At 66.2% G+C, this 15,428-nt stretch carries 11 protein-coding genes; 4 read left to right on the forward strand and 7 right to left on the reverse strand.

The genetic code is table 11. The features are described 5' to 3' along the window. Positions 1-67: 67 nt before the first annotated feature. Positions 68-292 (reverse strand): hypothetical protein, encoded by a 225-nt coding sequence (locus tag ABQY64_RS07455; RefSeq protein ID WP_172454120.1) that lies wholly within the window; start codon positions 290-292, stop codon positions 68-70. Between ABQY64_RS07455 and asnB the strand changes: the two genes are divergently transcribed. Next, positions 291-1,985: an asparagine synthase B gene (gene asnB / locus ABQY64_RS07460; RefSeq protein ID WP_349780616.1), complete on the forward strand. Its 1,695-nt coding sequence runs from the start codon at positions 291-293 to the stop codon at positions 1,983-1,985. The genes ABQY64_RS07455 and asnB overlap by 2 nt on opposite strands. 68 nt (positions 1,986-2,053) lie before the next feature. Here asnB and hpaM read toward each other — a convergent pair whose 3' ends face one another. The 3 genes from hpaM to ABQY64_RS07475 all read right to left on the reverse strand — a co-directional run bounded on the left by hpaM (position 2,054) and on the right by ABQY64_RS07475 (position 8,120). After that, a complete protein-coding gene (gene hpaM, locus ABQY64_RS07465; RefSeq protein WP_039511620.1) occupies positions 2,054-3,103 on the reverse strand; it encodes a type III secretion-associated outer membrane-bound protein HpaM in 1,050 nt (349 codons plus the stop codon). Between the two features lie 241 nt (positions 3,104-3,344). Further along, entirely contained in the window at positions 3,345-5,489 is a 2,145-nt protein-coding gene (locus ABQY64_RS07470) for a TonB-dependent receptor (protein ID WP_349780617.1), read from the reverse strand. 222 nt (positions 5,490-5,711) lie between these two features. Then, complete coding sequence (locus ABQY64_RS07475; RefSeq protein WP_349780618.1) at positions 5,712-8,120, reverse strand: penicillin acylase family protein; 2,409 nt, start codon at positions 8,118-8,120, stop codon at positions 5,712-5,714. A gap of 146 nt (positions 8,121-8,266) precedes the next feature. Here ABQY64_RS07475 and bfr point away from each other — a divergent pair, with 146 nt between their 5' ends. Next, on the forward strand, positions 8,267-8,752 hold the full coding sequence (gene bfr, locus ABQY64_RS07480) for a bacterioferritin (protein WP_039511630.1): 486 nt from the start codon (positions 8,267-8,269) through the stop codon (positions 8,750-8,752). Positions 8,753-9,027: 275 nt separating this feature from the next. Here bfr and ABQY64_RS07485 read toward each other — a convergent pair whose 3' ends face one another. The 3 genes from ABQY64_RS07485 to ABQY64_RS07495 form a co-directional block, all read right to left on the reverse strand. Beyond that, complete coding sequence (locus ABQY64_RS07485; RefSeq protein WP_065050135.1) at positions 9,028-9,684, reverse strand: thiopurine S-methyltransferase; 657 nt, start codon at positions 9,682-9,684, stop codon at positions 9,028-9,030. A gap of 503 nt (positions 9,685-10,187) precedes the next feature. After that, entirely contained in the window at positions 10,188-12,431 is a 2,244-nt protein-coding gene (gene parC / locus ABQY64_RS07490) for a DNA topoisomerase IV subunit A (protein WP_065050095.1), read from the reverse strand. A gap of 60 nt (positions 12,432-12,491) precedes the next feature. Next, positions 12,492-13,343, reverse strand: a complete 852-nt coding sequence (locus tag ABQY64_RS07495; protein ID WP_047124219.1) for a helix-turn-helix domain-containing protein — start codon at positions 13,341-13,343, stop codon at positions 12,492-12,494. 123 nt (positions 13,344-13,466) lie between these two features. Here ABQY64_RS07495 and ABQY64_RS07500 point away from each other — a divergent pair, with 123 nt between their 5' ends. Together ABQY64_RS07500 and ABQY64_RS07505 are read left to right on the forward strand one after the other, a co-directional pair. Next, on the forward strand, positions 13,467-13,907 hold the full coding sequence (locus ABQY64_RS07500; protein ID WP_349780619.1) for a MarR family transcriptional regulator: 441 nt from the start codon (positions 13,467-13,469) through the stop codon (positions 13,905-13,907). A 23-nt stretch (positions 13,908-13,930) separates the two neighbouring features. Further along, positions 13,931-15,418: an AdeC/AdeK/OprM family multidrug efflux complex outer membrane factor gene (locus ABQY64_RS07505; protein WP_349780631.1), complete on the forward strand. Its 1,488-nt coding sequence runs from the start codon at positions 13,931-13,933 to the stop codon at positions 15,416-15,418. Positions 15,419-15,428 lie beyond the last annotated feature (10 nt).

A 15,428-nucleotide genomic window follows, 5' to 3' on the forward strand; every position in this document is an offset into this window, starting at 1 on the left:
GATGCCGGGCTTGGTTGCCATCGCAACAGTTGCGCCGCCGTCGAAAGCGGGATACGGTCCAGTCATGTCATCGCTCCTGCCCAACCTCGTCAATAACGCCAACCGCAACAATCTGCGCGCGAACAATCGTGCGCGGCCGATGCGGGTCTGCGACTAGGCGAAGTAAAACCAAACGCCCAGGAATCAGAAAACCCGCATCGGCCGATGCGGGTTTTTTTATGGGTGTCATTCTCGTGCAGCACGCTCTTTCATCGGCCGCCAACCCCCGCAGTTTCATCAGGAGTGTTTCCATGTGTTCCATCTTCGGTATTTTCGGCCTGCAACTCGGTGACGATCTGCAGGCATTGCGCCGGCAGGCGCTGGAATGTTCGCAGCGGCAGCGTCACCGTGGCCCGGACTGGAGCGGCGTGTATGTCGACGCCGGTGCGATCCTGGTGCACGAGCGCCTGGCCATCGTCGACCCGGCCGGCGGCTCGCAGCCCTTGTTGTCAGAAGATGGCGCGCTTGCGCTCGCGGTGAATGGGGAGATCTACAACCATCGCGAGCTCAAGCAGGAGCTGGTGCAGCCATACGCCTTCCAGACCGGCTCCGATTGCGAGGTGATCAATGCGCTGTACCGCGAGGATGCGCCGGCCTCCTACCTCAACCGCCTCAACGGCATCTTTGCGTTCGCGCTATGGGACAAGGCGGCCGGGCGGGTGCTCATCGCGCGTGACCCGATCGGCGTGGTGCCGCTGTACTGGGGCCACGATCGCGAAGGCCGCTTGCGGGTTGCTTCCGAACTGAAATCGCTGGTGGACGATTGCGCCGATGCCGCGCAGTTTCCGCCCGGCCACTGGTACGACAGCGCCACCGGTGCACTGAGCCGCTATTACGAGCGCTCCTGGCGCGAATACGCCGAGGTGGAAGGCGTGCAGGTGCAGTTGCAGGAATTACGCGAGGCCTTCGAGCGTGCGGTGCATCGTCAGTTGATGACCGATGTGCCGTACGGCGTGCTGCTGTCCGGCGGGCTGGATTCGTCGCTGGTCGCCGCCGTTGCCGCGCGCTATGCACGTCATCGCATCGAGGAGAACGACACCACCGAAGCCTGGTGGCCACGCCTGCATTCGTTCGCGATCGGCTTGAAAGGCTCGCCGGACCTGGCCGCCGCCGAAGTCGCCGCCGCCGCGCTGGGCACCGTGCATCACGGCTTCGAGTACAGCTTCGAGGAGGGCCTGGATGCGCTGCCCGAGGTCATCCGCCACATCGAGACATATGACGTCACCACCATTCGCGCTTCCACGCCGATGTTTCTGCTGGCGCGACGCATCAAGGCGATGGGCGTCAAGATGGTGCTGTCGGGCGAAGGCAGCGATGAAATCTTCGGTGGCTACCTGTATTTCCACAAGGCACCCAACGCACGCGAATTCCATGAGGAACTGGTACGCAAACTGGATGCACTCAACAACTACGATTGCCTGCGCGCCAACAAGTCGATGATGGCCTGGGGCGTGGAGCCACGCGTACCGTTCCTGGATCGCGAGTTCCTGGACGTGGCCATGCGCATGGACGCCAGTTTCAAGATGATCGACAAGACCAGCAGCGGCGCCACGCGGATGGAAAAGGGCGTGTTGCGCGAAGCGTTTGCCGGCTATCTGCCCGAATCGATCCTGTGGCGGCAGAAAGAGCAGTTCAGCGATGGCGTGGGCTATGGCTGGATCGATGGGCTCAAGGCGCATGCCGCCGCGCATGTCAGCGACCGCGAACTGGCCGCCGCCTCCAAGCGCTTTCCGGTCAATCCGCCGCAGACCAAGGAAGCCTATTTCTATCGCACGCTGTTCGAGCAATTCTTCCCCAGCCAGGCGGCTGCGGAGACGGTGCCGGGTGGCAAGTCGATCGCGTGTTCGTCGCCGACCGCGATCGCCTGGGATGCCAGTTTCGCCGCGATGGCCGACCCGTCCGGCCGTGCGATTGCCGGTGTGCACGAACAGGCCTTGGCGTCATGACGCTGCTGCATCGGAGTTGAAACTCCAGCGGCCGGCATGCGCTCACGCGCTGCCGGCCGCCGCTGCGATCACTCGTGACGCACGCAGTATCCGTAGCGTTGCGGCTCGATATCCACGCCAGCCACGTCGGCCTGGTTGTTGCGCCACAGGTTCGGCTTGAAGTCGGCCGCCGTGCAGTTGGCAGCGCGGTCCACACCGATGGTGTAGGTGAACGGCGTATTGGAGAAGCGGTTGTTCTCGAACACGTTGTCCTGGCTCATGCTGTTGTCCCAGCACAGGATTTCCGGCGTGCGATAGCGGATGGCGCAGGCCAGGAACACGCCGGCGACCTTGTTGCCGTCGAACTGATTGTTGCTGAAGCGGTTGCGGCGCGCGTCGGACAGATAGATGCCCTGGCTGCCGTTGCGCTCGAAGCGGTTGTTGCGGATCTCGCTGTCTTCCAGATGCTCGGTGGTCAGGCCTGCAGCCACGTTGTCGTGGATGTAGTTGTTGACCATGGTGACCTTGGCGGTGCGATTGAACGACACGCCGTCCCAGATCGCGCCGGACACATCGTTGTTTTCAATGGTGATCTCGCGGGTGTCGTACTCGCTCAGCAGGCAGGCGCTGCGGCACTTGTTGACCTGCAGGCCGGCCAGCCGGATGCCCTGGCCGGAACGCACGACCACCGCGCTATTGCTCAGGTACGGACGCTCGGGCATGAATTCCTTGTCGCCGGTGCTGGCGACGATCTGCATGTCTTCGATGCTGACATTGCGGATCACGCCGGTCGGCTGCTGGTTTTCGTAGTCGCCGACCACCAGCGCCGGTTGCTGCACGCCATCGGCCATGCGCAGCACCGTGGTCGGGCCCTTGCCGCGCAAGACGAGATTGCCGCGGTGGATCGAGACCAGGCCGTTGAGCGGAAATTCGCCTTTTTCCAGGCACAGGACTGCTGGCGCATCGCCTTGCGGGAGCTTGTCGATGGCTTTCTGCAGATCCTGCCCAGGGCGCACCTTGGCGGTACAGGCGGCGACCGGGGCATCCGGTGGGCCGGATTTGGCGGGCGGCGCTGCCGAGCAGGCAGTGGCAACGAGCAGGGGCAACAGGGCGGAAACGGAGCGGGCAAGCTGAGGCATGCGGATTCCGGTCAGTGGGGGGAAGAGGGCGATCGTGCGCAAACACGTTGCAGATCGCGACGGCCTCTAGTGTGTCCCACCGGACGTTAAAGTCTGGCTGATTCCGGCCTGCCTGATTCGGCGCAGGTTCATTGCACTGCCGTGGTTGAGGCCGCAACTGTGCGTGCAGCGGCCGCTTTGACCGACCAGCGTCACAGTTGCAGCATCGCTCAAGGCCCGGGCAGGCGCCCGTTTGCCACGCTTAGAAACTGTAGGCCAGCTGCGCGTAGATGCGGCGCGGTTCGCCAGGAAAGTGACCGGTGCGTTCGGTGAACCCGCTGGCGGCATAGACCTTGTCGAACAGGTTCTTGACGTTGACCTGCAGTTTCCAGGCATCCCACTGCGTCTGCCAGCTGATGTCGAAGATGGCGTACGGCTTGACGCGCTGGCCTTCCAGGCTGACCCGTTCGCCCACATAGTCGGCACCGAAGGCAATTGCCGAGTTCCAGGCCGGCAGGTCGTAGCGCGTCCACAGACCGAAGGTGTTGCGCGGTGCATTGGCAAAGCGGTCGCCGGACGCATTGGTGATGCCGTTGGTGCCGGCATCGAGCACGCGTGCATCGTTGTAGGCGTACGTCAGGTTGAGCACCCAGCGTTCGGTGAGGTCGGCCAGCAGATCCACTTCCAGGCCTTCGCTGCGCACCAGGCCGAGCGCGGAGAGCTGATTGACGCCATCGACGATACTGCCGTTGGCCTGCACGATATTGCTGCGTTCGATGCGATACAGCGCGGTGTTGAGCGTCAGCCCGCCATCGTTGAGCGCGGTCTTCAGGCCCACTTCCCACTGCGTGCTGCGCTCGGGATCGAACGGCCCGCCGACGCTGCTGTCCTGATTGGCGGCATCCTGCGGCAGGAAGCCGCTGGCATAACTCGCGTACGCGTTGATGCCATCGCGCAGCACGAAGGTGCTGCCCACACGCCAGCTGAGATCGTTGCCGGTGACACGCGAGCCGTCCAGACGGTTGTCGTCCTTGAAGCCGTCCCAACGCAGTCCGGCCATCGCAAACCAGCGCGGCGTCAGCGTGAGTTCGTCCTGCAGATACGCGCCATAGCGCTGGCTGCGGGTGCTGGTGGCACGCCAGGGCAGGCTGTCCAGGCCGTAGTCGTAAAAGCCGCTGCGGCCGTATACCGGGTTGAACAGGTCGATGCCCGGCACCGGCCCACGCACGCGGCCGGTGTCTGCGGTGTTGGCGGTCTGCGCGCGGAAATCCGCATCCAGCCGATAGTAGTCCGCGCCCATCAGCAGCTTGTGCTCGATCGCGCCGATGCGGGTGCGGAACACCGCGTTGACGTTGCTGGAAATCGCATCATTGTCGCGGAACTGGTTGCGCAGCTGCCGCGTCATCCATTCGGCGGTGCCGTCGCCATCGCGGTCGATCAGACCCATCGGCTCGTGATAAATCTGATGCTCGTCGTTCTTGAACCAGCGCATCGCCATGTCCACATCCCATGCATCCGACGGCGCAAAGCGGTACTGCGCGAACGCCACCTTGGCGCGCATGTCGAGGAAATCGGTGGGTTCGTTGTGGTTCCAGCGACGGTCGGTGAGGAAGTTGCCGTCGTCGTCCACCGGCACGCCGCGCAGACGATTGCCGCCCAGGTTCTGGGTGATGTCGGTGTACTGCAGCGTGAGCTCGCCGGTCTGGCCGATGTCGAACGCCACCGACGCATCGCCGATCTGGCTCTGGCTATCGGTGTTGCGGCGAAAGCCATCCTCGCCATCGGCATAGGCGCCAACGCGGTAGCTAATGCGTCCGTCAACGCGTGCCGGCCCGGTGGCCTCGAACGAGGCCGCCCCGAAGGATTGATTACCCACCTGCAGCTCCACCCGACGCGCGGCCTGATGGCCGGGCTTGCGGGTGACGTAATTGATGACGCCACCGGGTTCGCCGCCGCCGTACAACGCACCGGCCGGGCCCTTGAGCACTTCCACGCGTTCAATATTGAACAGCTGCGGCACCGAGAAGCCGGCATACGGATCGCCACGCAATCCGTCGTACAGCACGTTCTCCTGGCGGAAGCCGCGCAGGGTAACGCCGGCATAGCTGAAGAAACTGATGCCGCTGATGCTGCGATACAGGTCGGTGATCTGGCGCGCGGCCTGGTCGTCGATCAGTTCGCGCGGCAGCACCTGCACCGACTGCGGCACCAGCGACAACGGCGTATCGGTGCGTGTGGCCACCGCGGCATCGTCGGATTTGTACAGCGTCTGCGCACGGCCGACGACGTCGACGCCATCGAGGTCGGTGACGGCTGCCGAGGTGCTGGTGTGTTGTTGGGCGAAGGCGCGGGGCGAGGGTAACGCCAAGACAGCGGCGAGCGCGGTGACAAGGAGCGTGGGGCGCATTGGTCACTAATGGGAATGGTTATCAAATGCATCTTAGCATGTTGTGCTCGCTTGATTGCGCAGATCGGTGGGTGGGCGTGGTTGCGGATACTTGGGTATCCAGATGTGCGAGGTGCGAGATGCGAGGTGCGATCGGCAGAACGCAGACACCGATTTTGCGTTCGTCCAGTCCCCAACGACGGTCGAAACCTGTGTCGACGCTCGAGACAGCAATGACCACGCCTATTTCGGCTGCAATTGCAGCGTGTAGCGGGTTGCGGTCGGCAGGAACGGGGTTGGCCGGCCGTGTACCCAATCGTCGTGGCCTGCGCCCCAGAACGGCGACAAGGGGTGTCCGCTCTGGCCGCCCGGCATGTGCACGATGCCGTCCTGTTCGTGGCCGGGCGACACCACCATGCGTTCGGAGGCGCCAAAGGCCGGGCCTTGCACGCGCGGCATGTCGCGATCGCCTGGCAGTTGGTCGGGTGGCATGCACAGCCAGCGCTTTGCAAGCGCAGGCAATGCCCGCGCGATCGGGTGACAGATGGTGGCGGTGTTGCGTTCGCCCCAGGTGCGTTCGCTCAAGGCGCCGTCCTGCGCAGCGAGATCCGTCTGCGCATTGCGTGCAGCCTCGGCAAGCAGCTGATCCCAGTTTGCATAGGCAGGCGGCAGCAGATGCGCCGGGCGCTGCTGCAGCAACGGCCAGACGATGCCTTCCAGCTGCGCGCGACGCGGCGGCAGGAAGTCCTTGCCAAGCGCGGCTTTTGCCGGCGCCAGCAGGCCGGCTTCCACTGCGTCAATGGTCATGCCGCGAAAGCCGCGCACGATGCGATAGCTGGCCGAGCGGGTGGATGCGTGCCCGTCCCACTGCCGGGTGGCGGCTTCGATCTGTTGCAAGGCCGGGTCCTTGCTGTGCTCGACCACGCTGCGCAACAACTGCCACCACCGCGTGAGCAGCACGGCGCGATCGTCGAGCTGGATGGCGAGCAGGTCCAGCTCGTTGAAACGTTGCCTGGCGAACAAGCCGTCGCGGATCTGCTGCGCACGCGCACCCAGGTCGTAGCCGGCATTGCCGAGCGTGGCCAACTGCTGCGCATCGACGACGCGGCTGTTGGCGGTCCAGAGCCGGTGTGAGGGAGGATCGATCAGGGCGGGAGCAGCGTCGCTGCGCACCGGCCAGGGCAGGCAGCCGCCCGGCGCTGGCGCCGGTGTCGCCGTTGCCGCAACCGAAGGCGATGCCGCGTCCGCACCCTGCGCCGAGCTTGCCAGTTCGGCGATGCCGCTCGGGCCACAGCCGGCATTGCGCACCGGGCGCGCACCGATCAACCGCCAGGCGATGCGCCCGCTGCGATCGGCCAGCAACAGATTCTGTGCCGGAATGCCAGAGCGATCCGCCACTGCGAAGGCGGCCTGCACGTCGGCCGCCGTACTCATCTGCGCAAAGTCCAGCCGGATCGCGCCGGGCAGCTGCGCGGCCCAGCGCAGTGCGAGCAGGCTGCCATCGGCGTTGTCGTGCAGGACCGGTCCCCAGGCGCTCTCGCGCACCGCAAAACGCACCGGCGCGGCGCCGGCCACGCGAATGGTTTCGACATGGGTGGTGAGCGCTTGCGGATGACCCGGCGTGGCCGGCGCAATCCGCGCAAAGTCGGCGGTGTCGATGTAGCTGTTGGTAAAGGCCCAGGCCACATGCCCGTTGCTGCCGACCACCACCGCCGGCAAGCCGGGCAGGGTGAAACCGGTGACATCCACCTTGCCGTCGGGCGCGCTGTTGTCCGGGTAACGCAGGCGTGCGCGGAACCAGATATTGGGCGCGCGCAGGCCCAGGTGCATGTCGTCGGCGACGATGGCGCGGCCGTCGCTGGTGAGGCTGCCGTCCACGGCGAAGTTGTTGCTGCCCGGCGTCTGCGGCTCGGCGCCGGTGGTGGCGGCTGGATGCGGCAGGCGGCGCAGATCCAGGGCGGCGGCGTCGGGCAGCACGGCATCGCCTTGCGCGGGGCCGAACAGCGGCGCATCCCAGCTGGAGCCTTGATGGTCGAGCAATGCCGCCAGCGCCGCCGGCACCACCGCACGGATGCGGGCGGCAGCCAGTTCGGTCTGGTTGTCGTTGTCCTGCAGGTCGGCATACATCGCCATGCCGGTGAGGATGGAGTCGTCCAGCGTCCACGCGCGCGGTGTCTGCCGCAGCAACAGGTACGGCCACGGGCGCACGCGCAGTGCGGCCAGCCCGGCATTGACGCCCTCGGTATAGGCCTGCAGCGCGGCGCGCTGGCTGCCGGCGGCGACATCCAGGCTGGCATGCACGCGCGCGCGCAGCCGGTGCACGCGATTGCGTTTGTCCAGGTCCAGCGCCGCGGCGCCGAACAGCTCGGACAACTCGCCGGCCGGTGCGCGGCGCATCAGGTCCATCTCGAAGTAGCGCTCCTGCGCGTGCACATAGCCGAGTGCGCGCATGGCATCGACCTGGCTGGCCGCATCGATGGTGACCACGCCACGCTGGTCGCGTTGCACGCTGACCGGTGCCGCCAGGCCCTGCAGTGCGCTGTTGCCATCCAGCTGCGGCAGGCTGCCACGCATCAGCAGATACGCGGCCAACAGGGCCGCCACGATCAACACCACGATTGCCAGCAGCAGCCGGCCCAGCCATTTGCGCATTGTCGAGTCCTTGAGTTCGGTCACAGTGTGGCGGCCGGTCATGACCGTGGCGGGTCTGGCCGCAAGCGCAACTGAAAGTGATTCCGATTAGATCATTGCGCCGCGGCTTAGGGCACCATGCGCGCATTGCGTCGCTGGAGCACATCATGAAAGGCCATCCCGAAGTCGTCGACTACCTCAAACAGCTGCTGCGCGGCGAACTGGCCGCACGCGACCAGTATTTCCTGCACTCGCGCCGTTACGAGGACCAGGGCCTGATGGCGCTGTACGAGCGCATCAATCACGAAATGGAAGAGGAGACCGAGCACGCCGATGCGCTGCTGCGGCGCATCCTGTTCCTGGAAGGCGACCCGGACATGCGGCCGGCCGAGTTTGCGCCAGGCAAGACCGTGGTGGAGATGCTTGAGCGCGATCTGGTGGTGGAATACGAAGTGCGCGCCAATCTCGCCGCCGGCATGAAGCTGTGCGAAGAGCACGGCGATTACGTCAGCCGCGACATCCTGCTCAAGCAGCTGCAGGACACCGAAGAGGACCACGCCTGGTGGCTGGAGCAGCAGTTGGGCCTGATCAAGCGGATCGGCCTGGAGCTGTACCAGACCTCGAAGATCGACAAGGGCCACGTCGCCGGCTGAGCCCGGTGACTGGGCGCTGCGCAGCCGCTGAGCGTGCGTAGCGCAGATTTGCAATCGGCAGGTGCCGCGCGGGGCATTGCCTTGCTGGGTGGTCTGCGTCAGCTGCCGGCGGTCTGCGGCGGTGTTGCTCGGCGCCTTGCGCTGTTCTGCGAACCAGCGCGTGGCGCAACGCCGCGCGGTGCTGATAGGCGCGCGCTGCGCTGCTTGTGCAACGCCTGCTGCGCCCGACTGGGGCGTCGGCAGCGCTCGCCGATGACAGAGTTCGCCAGCGACCGTCAGTTGCGTTGCAGGCGATAGACGCCGGTCGACAGGGCAGTGACGCCATCGGCACGGAAGCGCGGCTCCTGATCGAGGATGTCGCGGCGTTCCAGTTGCTGCACCTGCCATTGCGTGCCGAACAGTGCGTGCACCGCGTCAGCGTCCACCGAAAACGGTGGCCCGGCCTTTTCGGCCTGCGGGTATTCCAGGGTGATCAACAGCCCGCGGCATTCCGCAGGCAGGCGCGCGTACGTGGTGTGCAGATACTGTTGGCGCAAGCCGGCCGGCAGGGCGATCAATGCGGCGCGGTCGTAGACGGCGCTGCAATCGGCCAGCACGCTTGGCTCCAGTGCAAGCGCGTCGCCGCAGATAATTTCGATCGGGCCGGCGATAAAGTGCTCGCCCGCGCGGCTGCTGTGGCGCTGCGGTTGCAGGCCGGCATCAGCGAAGAATTGCGTCACCGCCAGCGGCGATATCTCCACGCCCAGCACGCGATGGCCTTGTGCGGCCAACCAGTGCAGGTCCAGCGTCTTGCCGCACAACGGTACCAGCACGCGGGCAGCCTTCGGCAACTGCAACGCCGGCCAGTGCTTTTGCAGCAACGGCATCACCTGGTCCTGATGGAAGCCGGTCTGACCGTTCTGCCAACGCTGCAGCCAGAAATCTGTGTCCATGATGTTGTCTTGTTGGTTTGCGTTGACGAGTGCCGTGATGCAGCCAATGGCACTCACACTGCAGATCGAAAGGAACCGCTCAGACCACACCGCACCGCCGCGCGACATGCACTGCTCACACCCCCGCACGCCGAGCTCACAACCACCCACACCGACCATCTTGACCGGTCATTGTCCGCCCATCGTCGCGGGACCTTACGCGGCATGGATGCCGCGTAAGAGCCTACAGGGATGTACTTGCGGCGTGTCCCGCGATGGTGGGCGGGCAAGGGCCCTGCAGCAAGGCCGCAGATCTCTCGTTCTACAGCCGACGCATCCGCACCGTTCGATTACCTCTCAAGGCGATGCAGAGCTTGAGCCTCAGCGTAGCCTCGCCGTTGCAAGCCAACCTGGCCGAGGGCGTGATGCCCTAAAGTCGTCAGCGTCCAGCTGGCGTTAGTAGTTTGGGTCGCTCAAAACCGCACGGCCAACGCGCCATCGCGCGGCGTGTCAGCGAATCACCGTTACTGCACTTCCAGCCCGTCCACCTTTTGCCACCCTCGCGGCAACAATGCCCCGCGACTCGCACGCGCACCCACATAGGTATCCAGATCCTTGAACGACAGGCTCATGGTGCGTGCGCCGCTGCGCACCAGCAGCGTGTTGCCCGGAGCCACCGCCACCACCGCGACCACGCGCTCGGTGCCGAGCTTGGCCTTGGGGATGTCGATGATCTTGTTGCCTTTGCCCTTGTCCAGCTCGGGCACATCGCTGGCGGTCACCGCCAGCAGATTGCCGGCACTGGTGACGGCGACGATGCGGTCGCTCTGCGGGTTGGTCACCTGCGCAGGCGTCAGCACATGCGCGCCGGTGGTCAGGTTGAGCATCGCCTTGCCGGCCTTGTTGCGGCCGGTGAGGTTTTCGAAGCGGGTGACGAAGCCGTAGCCGTGAGAGGACGCCAGCACGAAGCGGGTGGCGTTGTCGGCGCTGGCCATGACCTGGAACGCCGCGCCCGAGGCCGGCGAGAAACGGCCGGTCAACGGTTCGCCATTGCCACGTGCCGAGGGCAGGGTGTGCACCGCGGTCGAATAGGCACGGCCTTCCGAATCCAGGAACGCCACCTGATGGGTGCTGCGGCTGCGCACCGCCGCCAGCAGGCTGTCGCCTTCGCGGTAGGACATGCCGGCCGGGTCGACCTCGTGGCCCTTGGCCGCGCGTACCCAGCCCTTTTCCGACAGCACCACGGTCATCGGTTCGCTGGTGACCATCTCGGTCTCGTCGATCGCCTGCGCCGCGCCACGCTGCACCAGCGGCGAGCGACGTGCGTCGCCGAACTTCTTGGCGTCGGCGGTCAGCTCGTCCTTGATCAGCTTCTTCAGCTTGGTCTTGCTTTCCAGGATCGCCATCAACTGCGCGCGTTCCTTGGCCAGCGCTTCCTGCTCGCCGCGGATCTTCATTTCTTCCAGGCGCGCCAGCTGGCGCAGCTTGGTTTCCAGGATGTATTCGGCCTGTTCCTCGCTGAGCGCGAAGCGCGCGATCAGCACCGGCTTGGGTTCGTCCTCGCTGCGGACGATGCGGATCACTTCGTCCAGGTTGAGGAAGGCGATCAACAAACCTTCCAACAGGTGCAGGCGGCGCTCGACCTTCTGCAGGCGATGGTTGAGGCGGCGGGTGACGGTGTCGCTGCGGAAGCTCAGCCACTCGCTCAGCAAATGCCTGAGGTTCTTGACCTGCGGGCGGCCATCCAGGCCGATCACGTTGAGATTGACGCGGTAGCTGCGCTCAAGGTCGGTGGTGACGAACAGGTGGCCCATCAGCTGCTCGGCATCGACACGGTTGGAGCGCGGCACCAGTACCACCCGCACCGGGCTGGTGTGGTCGGACTCATCGCGGATGTCTTCCAGCCATGGCAGCTTCTTGGCGCGCATCTGCTGGGCGATCTGCTCGATCACCTTGGACGGTGAGACCTGGTACGGCAACGCATCGATGACGATGTTGGCGTGTTCTTTCTTGTAGGTGGCGCGTGCGCGCACGCTGCCATGGCCGGTCTCGTAGATTGCGCGCAGATCGGCCGCCGGGGTGATGATCTCGGCGGTGGTCGGGTAGTCCGGGCCCAGCACGTGTTCGCACAGCTCGGCGACCGTGGCATCGGGGTTGTCGAGCAGGCGCAGCAGCGCGCTGACGATCTCGTTGAGGTTATGCGGCGGCACGTCGGTGGCCATGCCCACCGCGATGCCGGTGGTGCCGTTGAGCAGCAGGTGTGGCAGGCGCGCCGGCAGCCAGGTCGGCTCTTCCAGGGTGCCGTCGAAGTTGGGCGCCCAATCGGTGGTGCCCTGGCCGATTTCGCCCAGCAGCACCTCGGCGATCGGGGTCAGCTTGGATTCGGTGTAGCGCATCGCCGCGAACGACTTGGGGTCGTCGGTGGAGCCGAAGTTGCCCTGGCCCTCGATCAGCGGGTAGCGATACGAGAACGGCTGCGCCATCAGCACCAGTGCTTCGTAGCAGGCGCTGTCGCCGTGCGGATGGTACTTACCGATCACATCACCCACGGTGCGCGCGGATTTCTTCGGCTTGGCAGCGGCATTCAGGCCCAGCTCGCTCATCGCGAAGATGATGCGCCGCTGCACCGGCTTCAGGCCGTCACCCAGGAACGGCAGGGCGCGGTCGAGCACCACGTACATCGAATAGTCGAGATAGGCACGTTCGGCGTACTCGCGCAGCGGCAGCTGCTCGAAGCCGTGGAAGGTGGGGCGGGTCAGATCGGTCATGTAAAGCCAGGTCCTACGAAAGAGGAGCCCGCGCCGTGGCGCGAGCTCGAAGAGCGCCGATTATCCGGATGCGGCGGGGGATGCCAAGCCGCGCGCATGCGTGCCGGCCAGATAACGCGTGGGTGGAGCGCCGAAATGGCGGTGGAACACACTGACGAAGGCGCTGGGGCTGCTGTATCCCAGCTGGTCGGCGACCTGGGCGACCGGGCTGCCCTGGCTGAGCCGCCGCAGCGCCTCTGCCAGCCGGGCCTGCTGCCGCCACTGCGCGAAACTCAGCCCGGTTTCGCTGCGGAAATGCCGGCTCAGGCTGCGCGCCGACAGCCCGCCCCAGTCGGCCCAGGCGTCCAGCGGGCGCGGGTCGGCCGGGGTATCGAGCAGCTGCCGGGCGATGCGCAGCAGCCGCCGGTCGGCCGGCATTGGCAGGTGCAGGTGGTCGATCTGCACCTGGTGCAATTCGTCCAGCAGCACCGCGGCCAGGCGTTGCCGGGCGGGGTCGAGCGGCTGGCCCAGCGGCCAGTCGGCCGCGCGCATGATCACCTCGCGGGCGAGCCCGGTCAGGCGGATCACCCCGCCTTGCGCGGGCAACGCGGCGCAGGCGTCCGGCCGGACCACCACGCCCCAGCCGCGCAGCGGCCCGGCCAGTTCCACGGTGTGCTGCTGGCCGGGCGGCATCCAGCCGGCGCAGCCCGGCGGCAGCGACAGGGTTCCCTGCTCGGTGTGCACCGTCAGCACGCCGTGCTCCACATACATCAGCTGCCCGCGGACATGCGCATGCCGAACCGTCTCCGGCGCCCATACCGCGCGCAGGTCGGCCAGGAACGCGATCACCTCCGGTCCGTCGGCCCACTCGAAGCTGGCGCGCACGCCGGGCGGCAGGGCATCGACCGTGGTTGGCGGGTTTTCGACAGTCATTGGCGCAATTGTATTACCAGGCCAGCGCCACAGGCGCGTAAGGTGGCGATCCTTGCTGGCGGTTTAATCCCGTTAGAAATATTTGCGTTGACAAATATATTTTTCGGAAGAAAATAGCCCGCCATGAATGACCTCTCCACCGCCTCGCCGTCGTTCGGCCTGCTGTTGCGCCAGGTGCGCGATGCGCTGATGCGTCAGCTCGATGCAGAAATGAAAGGCGAGCTGCCGGACTTCGGCTTCAGCCACTACGTCGGCCTGAAGATCCTGGCGGTGCGCTCGCCCTGCACGGCCAACGAGCTGGCGCTGGCGCTGGACCAGACCCCGAGCGCGGTCACCCGCCTGCTCGACAAGCTCGAAGCGCTCGGTGCGGTGCGACGCGAGCCACATGCGCAGGACCGGCGCGCGCTGCAGATCGTCATGACCCAACAGGGCGTGGCGCTGTGGGAGCGCCTGAAGCTGCGCGGCGAGCGCGCCATCGAGCATGGCTTGCGCGATCTGGCTCCGCCCGAGCGCGAGCAACTCACCTCTCTTCTCATCCGTGTCCGCGATGCACTCAACTCATGAACGCTGCTAGTTCCCCGATCCAGATGCTGCGCCTGCGGTCCACGCAGCTTGCGCGGCCGCTCGTCCTCACTGCGCTGACGCTGGCGCTGGCCGCCTGCGCCAGCAGCCGCGGGCTTGCCCCGCAGGGCACCATGCTGGAGCCGGGCGCACTGCATGCCGAGCGCACCCTCGCGCAGGCCAACCTGAGCCCGGCCGCCTGGCCGGCCAGCGATTGGTGGCGCGCCCTGGGCGATGCGCAATTGAACGCGCTGATTGCCGAAGGCCTGCAGCACAGTCCCAGCCTGGCGGCGGCCGATGCGCGCCTGCGTCAGGCGCAGGCACGCATCGGTAGCGCGCAGGCCGATCGTGGCCCCAGCCTGTCGGTGTCCGGTGGCTATGCGGGCGTGCAGTTGCCCGAATCGATGGTGGGCGAGGAGCGCGGCGGCAAGTTCGGCGGCAACGGCCAACTGTTGCTGGACTTCCGCTATGGCGTGGACCTGTGGGGCGGCAAGCGCGCCACCTGGGAAGCGGCGGTGGACCAGGCGCATGCGGCCGAGGTGGACGCACAGGCGGCACGCCTGAACCTGTCGGCGGCGATCGCCGAAGCCTATGCGCAGCTCGACTACGCATGGCGCCTGCACGACGTGGCCAACGATGAATTGACCCGCGTGCAGAAGACCTTGGAGCTCACCCGGCAACGCCGCGGCGCCGGCATCGACAGCGATCTGCAGGTGCGCCAGGCGCAGGCCCGCGTGCCGTCGGCGCAGCAGCAGCTGCAGTCCGCGCAGCAGCAGATAGACGAGGCCCGCAACGCCCTGGCCGCGCTGGCCGGGCAGGGCCCGGATCGCGGGCTGGAGATCGCGCGCCCGACGCTGAGGGCGGCCATCGCCACGCAGCTGCCGAGCAACCTGCCCGCCGACCTGCTGGGCCGCCGCCCCGATGTGGTCGCCGCGCGCTGGCGCGTGGAGGCTGCCGATCAGGATATCGCCGCCGCCAAGACCCGTTTCTACCCCAGTTTCAACATCACGGCGCTGGGCGGTGTGGTGAATCGCGATGTCGGCCAGTTGCTGGAAAGCGCCTCGGTGTTCGGCGTGGTTGCACCGGCGCTGAGCCTGCCGATCTTCGATGGCGGCAAGCTGCGCGCCAATCTGGCCGGCAGCGATGCGCAATACGACCTGGCGGTGGCCGATTACAACCAGAAGGTGATTGACGCCCTGCGCGAGGTGGCCGACCAGGTCAACGCCGTGCGTTCGCTGGAGCAGCGTGCGCGTGCGCAGGACGACGCGGTGCAGACCGTAACCGCCGCCTTCGAACTGGCGCAGCAGCGCTACCGCGCCGGCATCGGCAGCTACCTGGAAGTGCTCAGCGTGCAGGAGCAATTGCTGCTCGCACGCCAGCGCATGGCCAGCCTGCAATCGCAACAACTGTTGGCCTCGGTGAGGTTGCAGCGTGCCCTGGGCGGCGGATTCACGCCGGAACCTGCGCGCGACACCGCACACGCCGCGACCACTTCCGCACAACCGAATTCCTGAGACAGCGACG

The sequence above is a fragment of the Xanthomonas sp. WHRI 7065 genome (assembly GCF_040203115.2).
Taxonomy (GTDB): Bacteria; Pseudomonadota; Gammaproteobacteria; order Xanthomonadales; family Xanthomonadaceae; genus Xanthomonas; species Xanthomonas arboricola.